The organism is Pseudomonas sp. NPDC090208, assembly GCF_044746785.1.
Classification (GTDB): domain Bacteria; phylum Pseudomonadota; class Gammaproteobacteria; order Pseudomonadales; family Pseudomonadaceae; genus Aquipseudomonas.
In genome coordinates this window covers 144,974-167,216 of sequence record NZ_JBIVCU010000006.1, presented here as the reverse complement: position 1 = coordinate 167,216, position 22,243 = coordinate 144,974, and the positions used below count along the sequence as shown (strand labels likewise).

General features: G+C 64.3%; 9 protein-coding genes. 5 read left to right on the top strand and 4 right to left on the bottom strand.

Annotated elements, in window-relative coordinates; translation table 11 throughout:
• Positions 1-42: 42 nt before the first annotated feature.
• The gene (locus tag ACIPL0_RS12795) at positions 43-3,240 is read right to left on the bottom strand and encodes an amino acid adenylation domain-containing protein (RefSeq protein WP_400597007.1); all 3,198 of its coding nucleotides are present in this window, start codon (positions 3,238-3,240) and stop codon (positions 43-45) included.
• Positions 3,237-13,586 carry an amino acid adenylation domain-containing protein gene (locus tag ACIPL0_RS12790; RefSeq protein ID WP_400597006.1) on the bottom strand — a complete coding sequence of 3,450 codons (10,350 nt, stop codon included), beginning with the start codon at positions 13,584-13,586 and terminating at the stop codon, positions 3,237-3,239. Before ACIPL0_RS12790 ends, ACIPL0_RS12795 begins: the two co-directional genes overlap by 4 nt.
• A 1,603-nt stretch (positions 13,587-15,189) precedes the next feature.
• On the opposite strand from ACIPL0_RS12790, the gene ACIPL0_RS12785 reads away from it, so the two are divergent.
• From ACIPL0_RS12785 to ACIPL0_RS12765, 5 genes are all read left to right on the top strand, one after another.
• Complete coding sequence (locus tag ACIPL0_RS12785; protein WP_400597005.1) at positions 15,190-16,155, top strand: siderophore-interacting protein; 966 nt, start codon at positions 15,190-15,192, stop codon at positions 16,153-16,155.
• A gap of 99 nt (positions 16,156-16,254) precedes the next feature.
• Entirely contained in the window at positions 16,255-17,457 is a 1,203-nt protein-coding gene (locus ACIPL0_RS12780) for a PepSY-associated TM helix domain-containing protein (RefSeq protein ID WP_400597004.1), read from the top strand.
• Positions 17,454-18,002 carry a thiamine pyrophosphate-binding protein gene (locus ACIPL0_RS12775; protein WP_400597003.1) on the top strand — a complete coding sequence of 183 codons (549 nt, stop codon included), beginning with the start codon at positions 17,454-17,456 and terminating at the stop codon, positions 18,000-18,002. Before ACIPL0_RS12780 ends, ACIPL0_RS12775 begins: the two co-directional genes overlap by 4 nt.
• Positions 17,999-18,334 (top strand): hypothetical protein, encoded by a 336-nt coding sequence (locus ACIPL0_RS12770; protein WP_400597002.1) that lies wholly within the window; start codon positions 17,999-18,001, stop codon positions 18,332-18,334. The genes ACIPL0_RS12775 and ACIPL0_RS12770 overlap by 4 nt, the downstream gene beginning before the upstream one ends.
• A gap of 244 nt (positions 18,335-18,578) precedes the next feature.
• Positions 18,579-19,712, top strand: a complete 1,134-nt coding sequence (locus ACIPL0_RS12765; RefSeq protein WP_400597001.1) for a cupin-like domain-containing protein — start codon at positions 18,579-18,581, stop codon at positions 19,710-19,712.
• 215 nt (positions 19,713-19,927) lie between these two features.
• Here ACIPL0_RS12765 and ACIPL0_RS12760 read toward each other — a convergent pair whose 3' ends face one another.
• Both ACIPL0_RS12760 and ACIPL0_RS12755 read right to left on the bottom strand, forming a co-directional pair.
• On the bottom strand, positions 19,928-20,149 hold the full coding sequence (locus ACIPL0_RS12760; RefSeq protein ID WP_400597000.1) for an MbtH family protein: 222 nt from the start codon (positions 20,147-20,149) through the stop codon (positions 19,928-19,930).
• Positions 20,150-20,220: 71 nt separating this feature from the next.
• On the bottom strand, positions 20,221-21,633 hold the full coding sequence (locus ACIPL0_RS12755; protein ID WP_400596999.1) for an aspartate aminotransferase family protein: 1,413 nt from the start codon (positions 21,631-21,633) through the stop codon (positions 20,221-20,223).
• Positions 21,634-22,243: the final 610 nt, after the last annotated feature.

The following is a 22,243-nucleotide window of genomic DNA, read 5'->3' as shown; positions in this document are numbered from 1 at the left end:
TACAGAGGATCGGCAACAGAAGCATCGCCAATTCCCATAAAGTCAGTTCTGCGCCCTAGCCTTCTCCAGCAACGCCGCCTTTTGCTCCGGCGTCATCGCATCCAGCCGCAGTCGGGCGTTGGCGAGTTTTTCCAGTTGCCCTGCGGTGCCTTCCTGGGCGCGCAGCACCTGCGCCAGCGCCGCCGGGCTTGGGTGGTCGAAGACCACGCCGGGGTGGATGTCGCATTGCAGCAGTTTGCGGATGCCGGCCACCAGTTTGATCACCAGCAGTGAATGCCCGCCCGCTGCGAAGAAGTCCTGGGTCACGCTCAGGCGCTCGATGCCGAGCAATTGCGCCATGCGCGTGGCCAGCAATTCCTCCAGGGCATCGCGCGGTGCGACGTAGTCTTGCAGCGGCGCCGCCACTTGATAACCCCGCAGTGCCTTGCGGTCGGCCTTGCCGTTGGGCAGTCGCGGCATGGCCGGCAGTACCTGAATGCTGCGAGGCTGCATCACCGCCGGCAGGCGCAAGGCCAGTTCCGCCTTCAGCTCTTGCGCCGACACCAGCGCTCCTTGCCGTGCGACCACGAACCCTTGCACCTCGGCAGACTCGTTCAGCACCACCACCGCTTCGCTGATATCCGTCAGCGCCGCCAGTTGCGCTTCGATCTCGGCCAGTTCGATGCGGAAGCCGCGAATCTTCACCTGATCGTCGCGCCGCCCCTGCAATTGCACCCCGCCCTGCAGGCGATAACGGGCCAGGTCGCCCGTGCGATACAGGCGCTCATCGGCCTGGAACGGGCTGTCGACAAAGGCTTCACGTCCGGCATTCAGATACCCCCGGCAAACCTGACGCCCGCCGATGTACAGCTCGCCCAGCTCACCCGGCGCCACCAATTGCAGGCGCTCGTTGAGCACGTAGACCTCATTGCCCGGCAGCACCTGGGTCAGTGGCACGCCGTGAGCCTGCTCCGTGGTGATTTCATGGACCAGCACGCCCACCGTGGTTTCGGTCGGGCCGTAGTGGTTGAACACGCGGCTCTGGCGGTTGACCTCACGCAAGCGCTGAATCAGCGACGGCGCTGGCGCTTCACCGCCGAGGATCACCGTGTTTGGCAGCGCCGCGTTCGGCGAGTCGAGCAACGCGGCCAGATGCGAAGGCACGATTTTCAGGCAGTCGATGCTTTGCTCGCGGACAAAAGCGGCGAACGCCTGGGGATCCTGCATCGTCGCTTCATCGGCCACATGCAGCGCCGCACCGTTGAACAGCGCGCCGAACAACGTGGTGTTGCCCAGATCCGCCGCCACCGTGGAGCTGAGCGCGAAGTGACGGCAATCCTGCAGCGCGAGGGTCTGGCTGACACCCGCGGTGTAATTGAGCAAATGCCGCTGCTCGATGACCACGCCTTTGGGCACGCCGGTCGAGCCCGACGTAAACAGCAGATACGCGACATCGCGGCCCTGGCTGGCAAAGGGCGTCAGCGCCGGCAATGCCGCGCCGTCCGCGATGGCCTGTTCGACGCCAAGCACCTGAATGGCTTCGCCGAAACCCTCTGGCAGCGCGTGGTCATCGGCCAACAGCAGCACCGCGCCAGCCTGCTCCAGCACCTGAGCCTGACGCGCCGGGGGCCATTGCGGGTCAAGCGGCACGTACGCGGCGCCGACTTTCCAACTGGCAAGCATCGCCACGATCAGTGCTGCCGAGCGTGGCAAGGCCAAACCGACAATGCTGCCCGCCGCCACGCCGGACTGCGCCAGTTGCGCGGCCAGTTGTGCGGCACGCAGGTCCAGCTCGGCATAGTTCAGGGACTGCGCGCCATCGACCAGCGCCAGCGCATCCGGCGTGCGCCGCGCCCAGTCGGCGATGCGCTGCGGCAGCAGCGGGCTGTCAGCCAGTTCACCGGTCGGATTGAATGCCAGCAGGCGCGCCAGTGCCGATTCGCTGAGCAGATCCAGCTCGGCGATCGGCAGGTCGATCTGCCGGGGCAGGTGTTGCAGCAGGGTCTGATACTGCTCCAGCAACGCCTGCGCAGCCTGCACCGAGTAACGCCCAGCGTCGTATTGCAGATTCAGCGCCTGCACTGCGCCATCGGTCGCTTGCTCGACCTCCAGCAATAATTCAAACGCTGCGCGACCCTGGCTGACGCCCTGCGCCGACCACAACAGCCCGGTGCCCTCTTCAACCGTCAACGCTTGACGCAGGGCAAAGCCATACGCCGGGCTGGCCAGTTCCGGATAAGCCTGAGCCGACCAGTATTCCTGCCAGGTGGCGTGCTGTTCGAGGCTGTCATTCAGCCCGTTCAGCCACTGACCGAAAGCCTGGTCGGTGGCGACGTGCAGCACCAGCGGCAAGGTCTTTTCGAACAGCCCGGCCGACTCGGCGAAAAACTCGTAATCGCGACGGGCATCGTGACGCCAGCCCACGGCAAACACCTCGCGCCCGCTGATCCGCGCCAGCAGCGCCCACCATGCGCCTTGCAGCAGGCGATCCACAGAAATGCCGCGTTGCTCGGCCAGCGCGACCAACGCGGCACTGACACCCGCGCTCAGGTCAACGCGCAGCGCCGTCGCCTCACCACTGGCCACTTGCGTCAGGCGATACGGCATCTCTGGCGCAGCCGGCACTGCACCGTCCACCAGCACATGCTGTTGCCAGTATTGCCGCGCTGTTTCGGCGTCTTCGTCGAACAGCACTTCGCTGCGCCAGTCCAGGTACTGACTGAACTGACCGGCGTCTTCGTCCAGCGCCAACGGGCCATTGGCGTAGGCAGCACGCAGCTCCTCCGCCAGCAGTTTCAGGCTGCCGACGTCGCCCAGGTGCGCCGCCAGACTCAGGCGCAGTTGCCAGTGTTCCGCTGTGCAACGCTGCAGTAGCGCCTGCAATCCGGCATCAGCCAGGCTGGCTGGCTGTTGCTGCCAGGCATCGGCGCGCAGTTCGACCACCGTCGCGTCGGCAATCTCGTCGTGTACGGTCAGCTCGACTGCCCGCGCCGCTGCGCCCTGCACCTGACGCAGGCCGTGATAGCCCGGCACGCTGACGAAGCCGCTGGTCAACAGCGGATGGCGTGACGCCAGGCTGTCCAGCGCCTGTTGCAGACGCGCCACCTGCAACGGGCCGCGAATCTCCAGCCGCAGGCCGTGGCTGACGTCCGCCCGGCGCGCGCCCTGTTCGATGGCGCTCAGGTGTTGTTGCTGTTCGGCGAGCAGGGCCTGGCCGATGTCGACGCTGTTCTGTTCTGCGCTGTTCATGATCGTGCTCATGCCCCTGCGGTTTCCTTGTCTGTGGTGCTGTGGAGGGCGGCGTATGGCGCGTCCAGCTGGCTGCGCTCGATCATTTCGCCCATGGCCACGACGATCTTGCGCGGGCCTTCGTACGGGTCGCGGGCGTGGGCCGCGAGCATGTTGTCGAGCAGGATCACATCGCCCTTCTGCCAGTCGAAACGCACGGCGCAGGCTTCGTAGAGGTCGCCGATCAGCTGCATCACCTCGTCTTCGATCGGCGAGCCGTCGCCGTAGTAGACGTGGCGCGGCATGCGCGTTTCGCCGAACAGCGCCAGCAGGTCTTCGCGCACATCCGGGTCCAGGCAATGGATGTGGTGCAGCTGCACCTGATTGAAGAAGCTCTTTTCGCCGGTCAGCGGATGACGAATCACCGCCGGGCACGGCGTGCGGATCTGCAACTCGTCGTTGTCCAGCCAGGTCCACTGAATCCCGGCCAGCTGGCAACGGGCCTCGACGTCGGCGCGCACGTCGGTCTTGAAGAAGTGTTGCCAAGACACGTCGAGCTTGTCGGCAAAGGTGCGCACGTACAGCAGGCCCTTGCTCTCGAAACGCTGCTGCAGCTCGACGGGCAGGCGCTGGTACATCAGGCGGCAATCGACCACCGGGGTCGCGCCGCCCACCGGCGACGGCTGCTCGCAATAGAACATCTGCTTGCGCGGCCAGCGGTCCTGATGAGAGCTCTCGTTATGGAAAAGAATCATCTTCTTCTCCGGGTACGGCGTGGAGCGGTAGGTGTTCTTGCCGCCCTCCTTCTTCGGCAGGTCGCCGTACTGGCCGTACAGGCCCGGCTGCACCGCTTCGGCGAAGGCTTCAAAACCGTGGATGTCGCGCAGGTTGAAGCCCCGGAAGAGGATACCGGCGTGGTGCGAGAGTTTTTCCTCGATCAACGGACGGTTGGCCTTGACCCACTCCACCAGGTCCAGCCCCGGATCGGTCGGCTCCATCAGCAGCGGGAACACTTGCCCCGGCACCAGCGGCGTTTCACGCATCAGCGCCACGGCCGGTCGGGCAGCGCCCTGGGCCTTTTTCAGGAACTTGCCGAGTTTGTCGGCCTTGCCAGCGGGCGCCAAGAGCGCTGCAGCGGCCTGGGATACGGCTTGAGGTGTAGACACGTCGATCTCCCCTAGAGTGATGTTTGCCTGAGCCGTGATGCGTCCGAGCATCGTGGTCCAGTCCTTGACCAGCGCGGCGATGCGCTCACGCTTGAACAGGTCGGTCGCGAACTGCCAGGTGCCGAGCAGCCGGTCCGCCTCTTCGTCGATGAACAGCGCCATGTCGAACTTCGAGTAACCGCCGTTGGTGTGCAGCACCTCGACCTCCAGGCCGTTGAGCGAGGCGCCTTGCAGCGGCAGGTTGTTCATCACGAACAACGCCTGCACCAGCGGGTTGTGGCCCTTGTGCCGTGGCGCGCCAGCGGCCTCGACGATCATGTCGAACGGCAAGTCCTGGCGCTCGAAACCGTTGATCAGCGCCTGCTGCACGCTGCCGAGGTAATCGGGCAACGACTGACCAGCATCCAACCGTGAACGCAGGGGCAGGATGTTGACGAAGAAGCCGATCAGCCCCTCCAGCTCCGGCTGCGAACGGCCGGCGACGTCGGCGCCGACCAGCACGTCGTCGCTGCCGGTGACGCGGTGCAGCAGCAACTGGAAGCTGCCTAGCAAGGTGCTGTAGAGGGTGACGCCGGCTTGCCGCGACAGCGCTTTGAGCTGCTGATACAGGGTCGGATCGAGGGCGAAGCTGAAATCCTCACCGGCCTGGCTTGGCGTCGGCGGACGTGGAAAGTCAGTGGGCAGGCGCAGCAAACCGTCGTGACCGGCCAGCGCTTCGCGCCAGTAATCGGCCTGTTCGCGCAGAATGCCGGCGTCCTGCAGTGCCAGTTGCCAGTGGGCGTAGTCGGCGTATTGCACCGGCAACGCTGGCAGCGGCTTGGCATCGCCGGCCTGCAAGCGGGCGTAGATCTCCATGGTTTCGTTGACCAGCACCGACATCGACCAGCCATCGGAAATGATGTGGTGCATCGAGTACAGCAGCACGTGTTCGTCGGCCGCCAGCCGCAGCACCCGACCGCGCAGCAGCGGCGCCTGCAACAGGCTGATCGGCTGGCGGGCGTTGTCTTCAACGGCTTCGCTGACGCGGCGCTCCTGCACTGTGTGCTCCAGGCCTGACAGATCTTCCAGCGGCAGATCGACCGTCAGTTCAGCACTGATCAGCGCCAGCGGATCGCCCTCGTCATCGCTGACGTAGGCGGTGCGCAACACCTCATGGCGACGCACCACTTCGTTCAGCGCGCTCACCAGCTGCGGCACGTGCAGCTCACCTTTCAGGCGCACCGCCAGCGGCATGCCGTAAGCGCCGGAGGCCGACGACAGTTGCTCGACCACCCACAAACGGCGCTGCACCAGCGACAGGCTGGCTTCGCTTCGCGGACCGACGGCGACCAGTTTCGGCACGGCCTTGCGCGGTGCGCCTTCGGCGATCCGGGCAGTCAGCAATGCGCTGAAGGCGTTCAGGGTCGGCGCAGCGAACAGGTCACGCAGACTCAGTTCACAGGACAGCAACGGTTTGATCCGCGCCACGGCCTGGGTCGCCAGCAGCGAATGCCCGCCCAGCTCAAAGAAGTGATCGTTGAGGCCGACCTGCTGCAGGTCCAGCACGTCCTGCCAGATCGCGGCGATCTGTTGCTGCAGCTCGGTTTGCGGCGCGATGTAGGCGTGCTGCAACTGGCTGGCATCGGCTTTCGGCAGGGCCTTGCGGTCGATCTTGCCGTTGGGGCTGAGTGGCATTTTGTCGAGGAAGAGGATGTAGGCCGGGATCATGTAGCCCGGCAGGTTCTCGCGCAGTTGGGCCTTGATTGATTCGCGCAGTTCGGCCTGTTGCTCGGCGTCGGTGCCGGCTTTGGACGTGTCGCTTGGCACCACGTAGGCGACCAGTTGCAGGCCGTTAGTGGCCGGTTGTGCGACCACCAGGGTGTCACGCACCGCCTCCTGCTCCGCCAGCCGAGCTTCGATCTCGCCCAGCTCGATACGGAAGCCGCGAATCTTCACCTGATGGTCGATGCGGCCAACGTATTCGATCACGCCGTCTGTGTTGTAACGGGCCAGATCGCCGGTGCGGTACAGACGACCGCCCGTGCTGCTAAACGGGTCAGGCAGGAAACGTTCGGCACTCAGGCCAGGGCGATTGAAATAACCGCGGGCCAGCAACTCGCCGCCGATCACCAGTTCACCGACCACACCAATCGGCGCTGGAGAGCCGCTGTCGTCCAGCAGATAGATGCTGCGGCCTGCGAGCACGTTGCCAATTGGCATGGTTGAAGGCGTTGGCTTGGCGCCGGTGACGTAATCGGTGCAGTCCAGCGCGGTCACGGTGACTGTGGCTTCAGTCGGGCCGTAGGTGTTGAGCAACCGAACATGACCCAATCCTGCCTGGTTCCAGGCGGCTAGACCTTCCGGCGGCATGGCCTCACCACCTGCGTGGACTTGCTTGAGGCGACCATAGTCACGCGGGCCGGCAGCAGCAAAGTCGCGAGCCAACAGGTTCCAATAAGCCGTGGTCAGGTCCACCACACTGATCTGCTTGTCGATCAGCTCGCGGTAGAAGGTTTCGCTGTCCCAGATATCCGTGCCACGCAGCACCACCGATGCACCGCAGATCAACGCCGGATACAGCTGCTCGACAAAGCCGTCGAAGTTGAAGGTCGAGAACTGCAAGATCCGGTCGCCACCGTCCATGTTGAAGAACTGCAACGACACATAGGCATGACGAGTCAGCGCCAGTTGACTGATGCCCACGCCTTTCGGGCGCCCCGTTGAACCCGAGGTGAACATCACATAGGCGAGGTTCTGCGGATCGGTCTGATTCGGCAGGTTGTCAGCGCTCAAGCCAGACCACGCCGCGTTGTGATCCAGGCTGAGATGCGCAACCCCGGCAGGAATCGCCAGACGCTCGACCAGATGACTGTGAGTCAGCAACAGCTTCGTGCCGCTGTCCTCGATCATGCACTGCAGCCGGTCCTGCGGATATTCGGGGTCCAACGGCACATAGCCGCCGCCCGCTTTGAGCACGGCGAGCAGGCCAATGATCATGTCCAGCCCGCGCTCCACGGCGATACCGACCAGCACATCCGGGCCGATACCCAAAGTACGCAGATGGCGAGCCAACTGGTTAGCGCGAGCGTTGAGCTGTGCATAGCTCAACACTGTGTCGCCAAACAGCAGCGCCGGCGCATCCGGCTGACGCGCGGTCTGGGCTTCAAACAACACATGCGCCGGCACACGCTCCGTAGCAGTCCGGCTTGCCGGCGGAGGCGTCAACGCCGTACTCCACTCCTCAACCAGTTGCCGCCGCTCGACAACGCCCAGCAAATCGAGCTCGCCCAGCGAACGCTCGGCATCTTCAGCCATGGCCAACAGCAGGTTTTCCAGGTGCCCGGCCATGCGCGCCATGCCATCAGCGCTGAAGTGCCCACGGGCGTAGCTGAATTGCAGGTCCAGCACCTCACCGAGATTGACCGTCAAGGTCAGCGGGTAGTGGGTCTGCTCGACGTTTTCGATCTCGCCGAAACGCAGGCCCTGCGGGGCGCCGCGTTGCAGCACTTCGGACACCGGGTAGTTCTCGAACACCAGAATGTTGTCGAACAGCGCCTCGCCACCGTGGCCGGCCCAGCGCTGGATGTCGAACAGCGGCGTGTGTTCGTGTTCGCGCAGGCTCAAGTTGAGCGCCTGCACCGTCTGCAGCCAATCGCCGACGCTGAGTTCGCCACGCGGGCTGGCGATCACCGGCAGGGTGTTGATGAACAGGCCGACCTGCTCCTCGACGCCGACCAGCTCGGCCGGACGCCCCGCCACCGTGGCGCCGAAGGCCACCGTCGCCTGACTGGTGTAGCGCTGCAACAGCAGCAGCCACGCGGCCTGCACCAGGGTGTTAAGGGTGACTTTCTGCTGACGGGCGAACTGGTTCAGGTGCTGGGTGCGTGCGCCGTCCAGCCGCTGAACCTGCTCGCCGTAGCCCGTTTCCCCCTGGGCTTCGCCCTGAGCCAGTCGGATCGGTTCCTGCAATTCAGCCAGTTGTCCGCGCCAGAAGGCTTCGTCGCGGACGGCGTCCTGACGTTGCAGCCAGCCGATGTAATCGCGGTAACGCCCGGCGGACGCGGCGACGTGCTGGCCGTTGTAGCGTTGCAGCACCTCTCCCAGCAGCCGCGAGTTGCTCCAGCCGTCCATGAGGATGTGGTGGCTGGTGTAGATCAGGTGATGGCGGTTATCCGCAGTGCGCACCAGTTGCAGGCGCAGCAGCGGCGCTTCGGCCAGATCGAAACCACGGCGATAGTCGGCAGCGGCCAGGGTTTTCAGGGCATCGGCGAGGTCGGCGTGTTCACGCCAGTCATGCAGGCTGAATTCCAGCGCGGCCTGCTTGAGCACCACTTGCAGCGGCTGCTTGCCCTGCCAGAGGAAGGCGCTGCGCAGCACCGGATGGGCGTCCACCGCCGCCTGCCAGGCGGCGCGGAAACGCTCGGGGTCGAGGCCGTCGACGTCGATGCGCAGTTGGTTTACGTAGCCCTTGTCGACAAGCTCGCCATTGCTTTGCTCGTAGAGGCTGTGGAACAGCATGCCCTGTTGCATCGGCGACAGCGGGTAGATGTCTTCGATGCGGGCGGCATCGACCGGCAATGCGTCGAGTTGCGCCTGATCCAGCCCGCACAGGGCGAAATCGCTGGGCGTGGCGCAGGCGCGCGGCAGGTTCACGCAATGTTCGATCAGTTGCGTCAGTTCGGCGCTGAAGGCGTCGGCCAGCACCTGCATGGCGGCTTCAGCGAACACTTCGCGGCTGAAGGTCCAGGCCACGCTCAGTTCGCCGTTATAGACCTGGCCGTCGAGGCTCAGCCAGTTGCCCAGCGGCGCATCGAGGCTCCGCTCGCGACCGGCCGGCTCACGGGCCGGCGCAAACAGCGCGTCCTCGGCAAAGCTGGCGTCGAACTGGCCCAGGTAGTTGAAGGTGATCCGCGGTTGCGGCAACGCGGCCAGCGCGGCGCGACTGTCGGCATCGCCCAGATAACGCAGGGCGCCGAAGCCGATGCCTTTTTCCGGGATGGCGCGCAGTTGCTCCTTGATGATCTTGACCGAGGCATCGAGGCTGGCAGCCGGGCTCAGGCGCACCGGAAACAGGCTGGTGAACCAACCGACCGTGCGGCTCAGGTCCAGCTCATCGAACAGCGTTTCGCGGCCATGCCCTTCCAGTTGCAGCAGCACCGAATCCTGTCCGGTCCAGCGCGCGACGACTCGCGCCAGCGCGGTCAGCAAAAGGTCGTTGACTTGGGTGCGGTAAGCCGTCGGGGCGCTGTGCAGCAGTTGCGAAGTGAGGGATTTGTCCAGCCGCGAATGCACTTTCAAGGCATGGCGGTTCAGTTGCGCGCCATGGGGATTGGCGCACGGCAAGGCGACGTCGGCACCCTGCAAGCGCTGTTGCCAGCCCGCCACTTCGGCAGCGCGTTCCGGCACGTTCGCCCAGCCTTGCAGGCGTTCGGCCCAGGCCTTGATCGAGCTGGACTTGGCGGGCAGCGCCACGGTGTGACCCTGAACAAGCTGCTGATAGGCCGCTTGCAGGTCTTCAAACAGAATCCGCCACGACACGCCATCCACCGCCAGGTGATGGATCACCAGCAGCAGGCGCTGCTCGCCGCTCGGCAAGCTGACCAGCACGGCGCGCAGCAGCGGGCCGTGTTGCAGATCGAGGCTGCGCTGGGCTTCTTCACCCAGTGCGGCGAGTTGGTCGAGGTCACTGATTTCACTGCACCACAGCAACGCTTGCGTGGTGTTGTCGCGGACGCTCGCGGTCCACACGCCGTCCTGCCGGGCAAAGCTCAGACGCAAGGCATCGTGCTGGGCGACCAGCGCATTCACTGCCTGCTCCAGCAGCTCGGCGTCCAGCGCTTGCGCCGGTTTGAGCAGCACCGACTGGTTCCACTGCTGCCGCTGGGGAATCTCGCTGTCGAAGAACATCTGCTGGATCGGCAACAGCGGCGTAGTGCCCGTCACAGCGCCCTGCTCGCTGGCCGGTTGCTCAGTCACCGTCCGCGCCACCGCCGCCAGACTGCGCACGCTCTGGTACTGGAACAGGTCGCGGGGATTCAGGCCAATGCCGGCCTGACGCGCGCGGCTGACCACCTGAATCGAGATGATCGAGTCGCCGCCCAGTTCAAAGAAGTTGTCGTCCAGACCGACCTGCTCAGTGCCCAGCAGGTCGCTCCAGATCGCGGCCAGAGCCTTTTCCATGGCGCTGACCGGGGCGCTAAAGGCTTGCCGCGCAGTGGCTTCCGGCAGCGGCAAAGCCTTGCGATCGAGCTTGCCGTTGGCGGTGACCGGCAGTTTTTCCAGGGTCACGAACAGGCTCGGCACCATGAATTCCGGCAGCGCTTGCAGCAGCCAGGCTTTCAGTCCGGCCTGCCAGTCGTCCGCCGTTTGAGGGTCGTTCAGCACCAGCCAGGCCACTAACTGCTTGCCGTTGGGCACCAGCACCACGGCTTCACGTACAAGCCCATGCTGCATCAGACGGGTTTCGATTTCGCCCAGTTCGATACGCAGGCCGCGCAGCTTGACCTGATGGTCGAAGCGGCCGAGGTATTCGATCACCCCGTCGTTGCGCTGGCGCACGCGGTCGCCGGTGCGGTACAGGCGTTCGCCGTCATGGAACGGGCACGGCACGAAGCGCTCGGCGGTCAGCCCCGGACGACGGTGATAACTGCGCGCAAGGCCCACACCACCGAGGTACAACTCGCCAGCCACACCGGCCGGCACCGGTTGCAGTTGCGCGTCCAGCACCAGGGTGCGCAGGTTGCCGATGGGCCGACCGATCGGCACCTGATCGGCGCCTTCGTCGATGCAGGTCCAGTGGGTGACGTCGATGGCCGCTTCGGTCGGGCCATACAGGTTGTAGAGGCCGGCCTTGGGCAGTTTGGCGAACACCTGCACTTGCGCATCCAGCGGCAAGGCTTCACCGCTGCAGACAATGCGTTTCAGGCTCTTGCACGCCTCGACGCCGCTTTCGTGGATGAAGGCCTGCAACATCGACGGCACGAAATGCAGGGTGCTGATGCAGTGATCGACGAGGGTACGGATCAGTTGCGCCGGTTCGCGATGCACGCCGGGCGCCGCCACCACCAGCCGTGCGCCGGTCATCAGCGGCCAGAAGAACTCCCACACCGAGACGTCGAAGCTGAACGGGGTTTTCTGCAACACCGCGTCGCTGCCATCGATGGCGTAGGCCTGCTGCATCCAGCACAGGCGGTTGACCAGCGCGGCATGGCTGTTGCCCGCGCCTTTCGGGCGCCCGGTGGAGCCGGAGGTGTAGATGACGTAGGCGAGGTTGCGGCTGTCGCTGGTCTGCAGCGGGCAACGTTCGCTGTAGCCGTCGAGCCAGTCGGCTTGCTGATCGAGTACCAGCGTGGTGACGTCATCCACCGGCAGCGTCGGCAGCAGCGCACTTTGCGTCAGCAGCAGGCCGATGCCGCTGTCTTCGATCATGTAGGCCAGGCGTTCACGCGGGTATTCCGGGTCCAGCGGCACGTAGGCGCCACCGGCCTTGAGGATGGCCAAAAGGCCGATGACCATCTCCAGCGAACGGTGTACCGAAATGCCCACCAGCACATCCGGGCCGACGCCCTGGTCACGCAGCAGATGGGCGAGCTGGTTGGCCCGCGCATCGAGTTGCGCGTAACTCAGTTGCTGGCTGCCGAACACCAGCGCGGTGGCGTCCGGCGTGCGCAGGGCCTGGGCGTGGATCAGTTCGTGGATGCACACGCCGGTCGGATAGCGTTCGGCGGTGGCGTTCCAGTCATGCACCAGCACCTGCTGTTCGGCGGCGTCGAGCATCGGCAGCTCACCGATGCGCTGGTCATCATCTTTGACCAATGCGTGCAACAGCGCAGTGAAATGCCGGGCCATGCGCGCGATGGTCGGCGCTTCGAACAGGTCGTTGGCGTAGGTGAAGGCAGCGAGCAGACGCCCGCCCTTCTCCCAGGTGTCGAGGGTCAGGTCGAACTGGGTGGTGCGGCTTTGCCAGTCCACCGCGCCAAGGGTCAGGCCCGAGGCGGTTTTCAGGGTCGTGACGTCGGCCACTTGCGGCTGGTGGTTGTACATCACCTGGAACAGCGGATTGTGGCTGATGCTGCGTTCCAGCTTGAGCGCTTCGACCAGTTGCTCGAAGGGCAAATCCTGATGGGCCTGGGCGCCGAGGGCGGTTTCCTTGATGTCGCGCAGCAGCTCGCTGACCCGGGTCTGACCGTTGAGTTGCGTGCGCAGCACCTGGGTGTTGACGAAGAAGCCGATCAGCCCTTCGATCTCGCTGCGGTTGCGATTGGCGATGGGCACGCCGACACGCAGGTCGTCCTGGCCGGTGTAGCGGTGCAACAGGATGTTGAAAGCCCCGAGCAACAGCATGAACAGAGTCACCTGATTGGTGCGCGCCAAGGCCCGCAGTTGCTCGGCCAACTGCGGGTCGATGCTGAACTCGTGACGGGTACCGCGGTAGCTCGGCATCGGCGGGCGGACGTGGTCGGTGGGCAGTTCGATGACGTCGTGTACGTCGCCGAGCTTCCCCTGCCAGTACTGCAACTGCCGCGCCTGCTCGCCGGCCTCCAGCCAGCGCCGCTGCCACAGCGCGTAGTCGCTGTACTGGATCGGCAGCGCCGGCAATTGCGGCTGGTCGCCTCGGGCGTGGGCGTCGTAGCAGCGGGTGAATTCGTCGATCAGCACGTTCATCGACCATCCATCGGAGACGATGTGGTGCAGGGTCAGCAGCAGCACGTGTTCGTCCGGCGCCAGCTTGAGCAGCTTGACCCGCAGCAGCGGGCCGCTGCCCAGGTCGAACGGCAACAGCGATTGCTGCTGCGCCTGGGCGATCACCGCCTGTTCGCGCTCGGCGTCGGGCAAGGCGCTGAGGTCTTGCTGTTCGACGTTCAGGGGTTGAGTCAGCGGGACTTGTTCGAGGCGGTCGTCGGCGTGGCGCTTGAATACGGTGCGCAGGGTTTCATGGCGAGCCACCAGACTGGCGAAGGCCTGCTCCAGTGCCGGCACATTCAGCACTCCGTTCAGACATACCGCGCCAGGCAGGTTATAGGCGCCACTTTGCGGGTCCAGTTGCCAGAGAAACCACATGCGCTGCTGGGCGTAGGACAGCGCCTGACGGTCCTCGGCATCGACACCGGCAGGAATCGGGAACACTGAAAAATCGATCTTCTCCGCCCGCAACCCATCAAGAAACGCCCGGCGCTTCTCCACGGGCAGCTCAATGAACCGGCGGGCCAGTTTCAGGGACTTTTCAGCATTCATCCGGGGTTCTTCCGTACATGTTGGGTCACGAGCTGGGCTCTGCTATCCCTGTGGAACGGATGACGGGATTGGAAAATTAGCGGCCCCCCAAGCCGCCCGGCACGGCCTCGCATCTGACGACAACGCAAACTTGTAGGAGCTGGCTTGTCCTGCGACCTGCCGGGAACCGGCAGCAAACCCGGCTGATGCGGTATGGCTGACACACCGCGTTTACCGGTTTCACGACTGCTGCGCAGTCGGTCGCAGGGCAAGCCAGCTCCTACAGGTACAGCGCTCGAACGCGGACTTGTGTTGTCCGACGGATTGCGGCTCCCCGTAGGATCTGGATTTGTCGGCAGTCCTGCGAATGCCCCGAATCCTGTAGAACGCGAACTTGTGGGAGCGGGCTTGCCCGCGAAAGCGGTGGGTCAGGCGATGCGGCATTGTCTGTACTGACGCCTTCGCGAGCAGAGCTCCCTCCCACAGAATTTGTGTTGTCCGATGGATTGCGGCCCCCCGGCAGGATCTGGATTTGTCGGCAGTCCTGCGAATGCCCCGAATCCTGTAGAACGCGAACTTGTAGGAGCTGGCTTGCCCTGCGACCTGCCGGGAACCGGCAGTAGACCCGGCTGACGCGGCATGTCTGATACACCGTGCTTACCGGTCTTACGACTGCCGCGCAGTCGGTCGCGGGGCAAGCCAGCTCCTACAGGTACAGCGCTCGAACACGGATTTGTGGGAGCGGGCTTGCCCGCGAAAGCGGTGGGTCAGGCGGTGCGGCATTGTCTGTACTGACGCCTTCGCGAGCAGAGCTCCCTCCCACAGGATTTGTGTTGTCCGACGGATTGCGGCTCCCCGTAGGATCTGGATTTGTCGGCAGTCCTGCGAATGCCCCGAATCCTGTAGAACGCGAACTTGTAGGAGCTGGCTTGCCCTGCGACCTGCCGGGAACCGGCAGTAAATCCGGCTGACGCGGCATGTCTGATACACCGTGCTTACCGGTCTTACGACTGCCGCGCAGTCGGTCGCGGGGCAAGCCAGCTCCTACAGGTACAGCGCTCGAACACGGATTTGTGGGAGCGGGCTTGCCCGCGAAAGCGGTGGGTCAGGCGGTGCGGCATTGTCTGTACTGACGCCTTCGCGAGCAGAGCTCCCTCCCACAGGATTTGTGTTGTCCGACGGATTGCGGCTCCCCGTAGGATCTGGATTTGTCGGCAGTCCTGCGAATGCCCCGAATCCTGTAGAACGCGAACTTGTAGGAGCTGGCTTGCCCTGCGACCTGCCGGGAACCGGCAGTAAATCCGGCTGACGCGGTATGTCTGATACACCGTGCTTACCGGTCTTACGACTGCTTCGCAGTCGGTCGCAGGGCAAGCCAGCTCCTACAGGTACAGCGCTCGAACGCGGATTTGTGGGAGCGGGCTTGCCCGCGAAAGCGGTGGGTCAGGCGGTGCGGCATTGTCTGTACTGACGCCTTCGCGAGCAGGGCTCCCTCCCACAGGATTTGTGTTGTCCGACGGGTTTCCGCACGCCGTGCCCATTGGGCGGCGTTATGCAGCTGGGTAAATCCCGCCCACTTCCACCCGTCTATCAGGCATCTCCCTTTCACAACAGGTGCCGCCCCATGAATGCCGCTGTCGCGCTGGTTTCATCCCTTGCCCTCAACCTGCGCAAACTGACCGGCGGCAAGGTGAAGGTGCGGCCGTATCAGTTGTTCGATATCGAGCTCAAACAGCGGATCACTATCAGCCCGTCGCTAACGCGCTTTGTCTTCAGCGGGCCGGATGTCGCGTCGATGCAGACCCTGGCACCGGACCAACGAATCAAGCTGTTCTTCCCCGCCGCCGATGGCAGCCTGCCGAAGCTGGTCAATGACGGCGACTGGCATGCCGCGCGTCGCGCCCTGCCCGCGCACCAGCGGCCGCCGATGCGCACGTACACCATTCGCGCCTTGCGTGCCGAGCGTGCGGAGGTGGATGTCGAGTTCGTCCTGCATGGCGAAACCGGCCCGGCGTCGACCTGGGCCACCCACGCCAAACCCGGGGACCGTCTGCAGATGGTCGCGCCGCACAAGAACGCCACGGAAAACCCCGGCGGTTACGAATGGCAGCCCCCGGCCAATATCCGTCGTGTGCTGCTGATCGGTGATGAAACCGCGCTGCCGGCCATCGCCGGAATTCTCGAAACACTGGCCGAACAGCGTGACGGTCCGCAGGTGCAGGCGTTTATCGAAGTGCCCCATGAAAGCGACTGCCAACACCTACGCTGCGCTCCCGGCACGCAACTGACCTGGCTGCCCCGCGACGTGATCGGCAGCCTGCACGGCGAAGGCATGCTGCACGCCGCTCGAGAGCTGGCCTGGTTGCCGCCGCGAGCTCTGCAGGCGGGCAAGCCGGTCAAGGATGTCGATCTGGAGAAGAAAATCCTCTGGGAAAAGGCCGACTCCATCCGCGAGGACTTTTATGCCTGGGTGGCCGGTGAGTCGGCAGCGGTCATGGCGATCCGCAAACACTTGATCAATGAGCGCGGGCTCGACCGCAAGACACTCACTTTAATGGGCTACTGGAAACTTGGCCGGGCCCTGGACTGAGCCCTTCATCGGTCCGAAACATTTTCTTGCATCTTCGCTTTCGGGATTTCCCACGCTCATCCGTCTTTATGGATAACCCGCCCTCAAGACGCGCATGCCATGTCGAAGAAGTCCCGCTCGAAAATCTGGTTTCTGGTCCACAGCTGGCTGGCGTTGCCCATCTGGTTCTTCGTGCTGATCGTCTGCGTGACCGGCACTTTGGCCGTGGTCAGCCAGGAAATCGCCTGGCTGGCCAACCCCGACGTGCGCGCCAACCCGCCGTCGGACGACGCGCGGCGCCTGGGTTACGACCAGATCATCGCCCACATGAAACAGGCCCAGCCGCAATTGATCGTCGAATCCATCAGCCGCCACGACGAGGCGCATTTCGCCCTGACCGTCGGCGTGTCCTACCCGGACGGGCGCGCCATCGACGTCTACGTCAACCCGTACACCGGGGCGATTCAGGGTGAGAGTCCGGCGTTCAACTTCGAGCGTTTCACCCGCGCCCTGCACGGCTGGTGGCTGGTGCCGTTCACCAACGGCTACAGCTGGGGCTGGTATCTGGTGTCGGCGCTGGGCCTGCCGCTGCTGGCGTCGCTGGTCACCGGGCTGGTGGTCTACAAACGCTTCTGGAAAGGCTTCTTCAAGCTGCCGCGCCTGGCCCAGGGCGCGCGGATTTTCTGGGGGGATTTCCATCGTCTGGCCGGGCTCTGGTCGATCTGGTTCATCGCGGTGATCTCCATCACCGGCACCTGGTTTCTGATTCAGGCGATTCTCGGCGACAACCACATCAGCATCTCCACGCAGGCAGAAGCGCCGGTGATTGCCCGCGAAGAAGTGCCGCGTGCCGCCGACAGTGAGTCGGTGCGCAAGGTCGGGCTGGATCAGGCGATCCGTATCGCCAGCCAGCAGATTCCGGGGCTTGAAGCCAGCTACATCGCCTTGCCCGCCACGGCCTATGCGCTGCTGGAAATCGGCGGGCGCGGCTGGTATCCGCTGATGTACCAGTCCGCCGAGGTCAACCCGTACACCGGCACCATCGCCGCCGCGCACCTGCTCGCCGAGCGCTCGGTGCTGGAGTTCGTCACCGAGTCCATGCGCCCGCTGCACACCGGCGATTTCGGCGGGTTGTGGATCAAGCTGATCTGGTTCTTCTTCGGCCTGCTGCTGAGCATGATGGTCTTGAGCGGCCTGCTGATCTGGAGCAAACGCACCGCCCAGGCCACCCTCGCCGCGCTCAAGCGCAGCGCCAGGGCCGAACACAAGGCCAGCGCCACTCTCACCAAGCGCCCCCTTGAAACGCCGGAGGTCAGCCTGTGAACCAGTCAGTCAGCAATCCCGTACTGGCGCCTTCGAAGCTGAGCCGCTGGTGGCACAGGTGGCGTTTCCACCTGAACATCCTGCTGTTGCTGATTCCGCTGGGCTTCATTCCCCGGTATTTCGCCGATGTCGCACTGTTTCGCGGTGACAGTGGTCTGGGCGAACGGGAAATCGGTGAAATCCAGATCGGCCCGTGGAGCCTGAAACTCGCCGAGTTCCGCGATCAGGCGCCATTGCTGGAAGGCCCTGCCGGGTACATGAAGGTCTTCACCGGGGCGCTGTGCGAGCGCTGCATCCATGAGGTCAAGGCCACCTATCTGCGTGTCGGCAAACCGCGCAGCCTGCGCGCGGCCGGCGCGCTGTTCGAAGGTACGCCCCATCGCATGGCGGCCGATGTGCCGATTCCGAAACGCGCCACCGGCGACGGTGAGCTGTGGATCACCCTGGAAGGCTGGGACGGCTCGGTGCATCAGGCGGCCGTGCCGCTGACGCAGGCTTCGCCGGCCACCGTGACCTGGCTGGACAAACAAGGAGCGAAACGATGAGCAGCGCCAGGCTACAGAGCGGATTGCGTGCGTGGTTGCTGGTAGCCTGCACCGGGTTTGCCGTTGCGGCCCAAGCCCACAGCCCATACTGCGACTGCAAGGAAATCGCCGAAGGACAGATTCGCTGCAGCGGCGGTTTTTCCGATGGTGGAGACGCGGTGGGCGTGACGCTGGACGTGATCGGTTACGACGAGAGCATTCTGTTCCACGGCCAGCTCGGCAGCGATTCGAGCCTGACATTCGCCAGACCTGCTGGCGAGTTCTATGTGCTGTTCGATGCCGGGCCCGGCAATGTGGTCGAGGTCGATCATCTGGATATCGAGCGGCGCTGAGGCGCACGCAGCGGTAAATTTCCTCGGTGAATTCTCGTTTTCCTCTCAATGACATGCGGTCCGGCGCCCGACTCGATGACCTGACCGGACACGGACCTGTGGGAGGGAGCCCTGCTCGCGAAGCGGTACGCCAGTCGACACAGCAGTGCCTGAGCTGACGTCTTCGCGAGCAGGGCTCCCTCCCACAAGGTCCGGCGTTGTGCCCGTGTGCGCATTTCAAACCTGAGAACAAAGAGGAAACGCCGTGGACCTGCAGACTGTCCTGACCCAGCTGTTCGCCAACGCCGGCTCGGTCGGTATCGAGGGTGTGTTTCAGTTTGTCTTCGGCCCCGATCAGGCGGTCTGGTCCGAGGTCAGCGACACCACCCGCACCACCGCCGGGCGCCATGCTGCGGCTGACGTGACGATTTCCGTGGCGCCGCAGGACTTTGCCGGGATCATGTCCGGCCAGGCCAACGTCGAAGAGCTGTTCGCCAGTGGCCGGTTGAAGATCGACGGCAACATGGGCCTGGCGACGCTGCTGCCGCAGATCATCGACAGCGCGCGTCAGGGTGGGGCCAAGGCCGCGAAGGTCGACATGAACAAGCGCTACCCGACGCCGCCGCGCTTCAGTGAGCGGGTGTCAGCAGCGCAACCGGTGCAACGGGTGGTCGAACGGCGTGCCCGTGACGACCTGTCGGTGGCTGAATTTCGCGACCTCTACCTGCCCGGCGGCATCCCGGTGGTGATCAGCAACGCGCTGCAGGACTGGCCGCTGTTCAACCTCAGCCGCGAAGAAACCCTGGTGCATTTCGCCGAGCTGCAAGGCATCACTCGCCACGGCGACTACGTGAAGAAAACCTTCTCCACCGAGCGTGATTTCCGCTCCACCTCGATGGCGGATTTCATCGCTTCGCTGGACAAGCCCGCCGAGAAAGGCGCCGACGGCGCACCGCCTGCCTACATGGGCAACAACATCCTGCCGGCGCAGTTGATGGATCTGATCCGCTATCCGGCGTATTTCGACAAGTCGCTGTTCATCGCCCCGCGCATCTGGATCGGCCCGAAAGGCACGCTGACCCCGCTGCACCGCGACGACACCGACAATCTGTTCGCTCAGGTCTGGGGGCAGAAGTCGTTCATCCTCGCCGCACCCCATCACCGCGAGGCGCTGGGCACCTGGTCCACCGCGCCCCAGGGCGGGCTGGATGGTTGCGATTTCAACCCCGACGCGCCGGATTACCAACGCTTCCCCGCCGCCCGCAACGTGCCGTTCCTGCGCGTGACATTGCACGCCGGCGACCTGCTGTTCTTGCCGGAGGGCTGGTTCCATCAGGTGGAATCGGTGAGCACGTCGTTGTCGGTGAATTTCTGGGTGGATTCGGCCAGAGGGTGGTGAGGCCGAAAACGCTTACCTGTAGGAGCTGGCTTGCCCTGCGACCGGCGGGGAACCCGTCGTAAACCCTGACGATTATGCCTTCCTGACACACCGCATTCACAGGTTTTACGACGACTCCGTCGCCGGTCGCAGGGCAAGCCAGCTCCTACAGGGGATCGCAAACGTTGAACACAAAAAAGGGCATCTCTCGATGCCCTTTTCTCATTTCCCAAGACTCAACCGGCAACTGCCGCATCCATCTTCTGGCGCAGGCTCAGCGGGCGCATGTCGGTCCAGGTTTCTTCGATGTAGGCCAGGCATTCTTTCTTGAAGCCGCTCTTGCCAACGGTGCGCCAGCCTTGGGGCACGGCCTTGTAGTCAGGCCAGATCGAGTATTGCTCTTCGTGGTTGACCACTACCTGGAACAGGATGTCGTCGCGATCGAATACTGAGGTCATTGCGGTTCTCCGTTGTTGGGGGGCGGCTGCGCCGTTCTCATAACGAAAGAACGGGCGGCGGCCGGAAAAAATTAGAGCGCGGCGATGGCCGCCGGCACGGCCTGGGCGAAGATGTGCGCCACTTCGTCAATCTGCGCGGCGGTGATCACCAGCGGCGGCAGGAAGCGCACAACGCAGCCGTGACGGCCGCCCAGCTCGATGATCAGCCCGCGCTTGAGGCATTCGCGCTGGATCAGCGAGGCCAGTTTGCCGAACGCCGGGGGATGGCCCAGCGCATCCGCTTCACCACTCGGATCGACGATCTCGACGCCGAGCATCAGCCCGCGCCCGCGAATGTCGCCCATCTGCGGATACTGCTGCTGAAGTTCACGCAACTGCTTGCACAGGCGCTCGCCCATGGCGGTGGCGTGCTCGGCGATGTTGTGTTCCTTGAGGTAGCGCATCACCGCAGAACCGGTGGCCATGGCCATCTGGTTGCCACGGAAGGTGCCGGCGTGGGCACCCGGCGCCCAGCTGTCGAGCCAGTCGCGATAAACCATCACCGCCAGCGGCAGGCTGCCGCCGATGGCCTTGGACATCACCACCACGTCGGGAATGATGTCGGCGTGCTCGAAGGCGAACATCTTGCCGGTGCGGGCGAAACCGCTCTGGATTTCATCGACGATCAGCGCCACCCCGGCCTTCTCGGTGATGCGGCGCAGGCCGCGCAGCCATTCGACATCCGCCGGAATCATGCCGCCCTCGCCCTGCACCGCTTCGACGATGATCGCCGCCGGCAACGGCACGCCGCCTTCAGGGTCGTTGAGCAGGTTTTCCAGGTAATGCAGGTTGACCTTCATGCCCTGCTCGCCACCGAGGCCGAACGGGCAACGGTAGTCATACGGATACGGCAGGAATTGCACGCCATTGCCAAGCAACGCACCCAGCGGCCTTTTCGGCCCGAGGCTGCCCATCAGGCTCAGCGCGCCCTGGCTCATGCCGTGGTAAGCGCCCTGGAACGACAGCACGGTGCTGCGACCGGTGGCGGTGCGCACCAGTTTCAGCGCGGCTTCGACGGCGTCGGTGCCGGTCGGGCCGCAGAACTGGATTTTCGCTTCTTTTGCCAGGCCCTCAGGCAGCAGGCCGAACAGGTCCTGGACGAACTGGTCCTTGACCGGCGTGGTCAGGTCCAGGGTGTGCAGCGGCAGTTCGTCGGCCAGCACCTGCTGAATGGCTTCGACGATCACCGGGTGGTTGTGCCCCAGCGCCAGCGTGCCCGCGCCCGCCAGGCAGTCGATGAAGCGCCGGCCTTCGACGTCTTCGACATGGATGCCCTTGGCACGCTTGAGCGCCAGCGGGATGCGCCGCGGGTAGCTGCGTGCATTGGATTCCTGCCGGGCCTGACGCGCCAGCAGCGGCGACTCGTTGAACTGGTACAGCGTCTCGACCACGGTCGGTACGACGCGAGCCGGTTGCTCGGGGTTAAGGCGGGTAGCGACTGACATGACTCGATCCCTCAATACGCGGGCGATAGTGAGCAAAACCTCGATCCGCCGCAGGGACTGCGCGCGGATTTCCTGTTTGTGGAAACGCTTTGGGCGGGGTGGGATTTAGGGTTGGAGACAAGAATATTGAGAGATACCTGTAAGCGCTGGCTTGCCCTGCGAGCGGCTGCGCAGCAGTCGTAAACCCTGGCGGCTATGCAGTCCTGATACACCGCGTGCACAGGATTTACGACGGGTTCCCCGCCGGTCGCAGGCAAGCCAGCTCCTACAGGGATGGCGCCCGTCAGCTGGTCTCGTGGTGCCGCTGAATACCCTGTAGCAACACCCATCCTGTAGGAGCGTGGCTTGTCCCGCGAGCGGCTGCGAAGCAGTCGTAAACCCTGGCGACTATGCAGTCCTGATACACCGCGTGCGCAGGATTTACGACGGGTTCCCCGCCGGTCGCAGGACAAGCCAGCTCCTACAGAGAAAGCGCCAGCTACCTCGATCTCGTGGCGCTGCTGAATTTCCTGTAGCAACACCCATCCTGTAGGAGCGTGGCTTGTCCCGCGAGCGGCTGCGAAGCAGTCGTAAACCCTGGCGACTATGCAGTCCTGATACACCGCGTGCG

Excerpts from the sequence above, each read along its gene's own strand:
- ACIPL0_RS12795 (WP_400597007.1), bottom strand. The coding sequence starts at position 3,240 with ATGAGCACGATCATGAACAGCGCAGAACAGAACAGCGTCGACATCGGC.
- ACIPL0_RS12790 (WP_400597006.1), bottom strand. The coding sequence starts at position 13,586 with ATGAATGCTGAAAAGTCCCTGAAACTGGCCCGCCGGTTCATTGAGCTG.
- ACIPL0_RS12785 (WP_400597005.1), top strand. The coding sequence starts at position 15,190 with ATGAATGCCGCTGTCGCGCTGGTTTCATCCCTTGCCCTCAACCTGCGC.
- ACIPL0_RS12780 (WP_400597004.1), top strand. The coding sequence starts at position 16,255 with ATGTCGAAGAAGTCCCGCTCGAAAATCTGGTTTCTGGTCCACAGCTGG.
- ACIPL0_RS12770 (WP_400597002.1), top strand. The coding sequence starts at position 17,999 with ATGAGCAGCGCCAGGCTACAGAGCGGATTGCGTGCGTGGTTGCTGGTA.
- ACIPL0_RS12760 (WP_400597000.1), bottom strand. The coding sequence starts at position 20,149 with ATGACCTCAGTATTCGATCGCGACGACATCCTGTTCCAGGTAGTGGTC.
- ACIPL0_RS12755 (WP_400596999.1), bottom strand. The coding sequence starts at position 21,633 with ATGTCAGTCGCTACCCGCCTTAACCCCGAGCAACCGGCTCGCGTCGTA.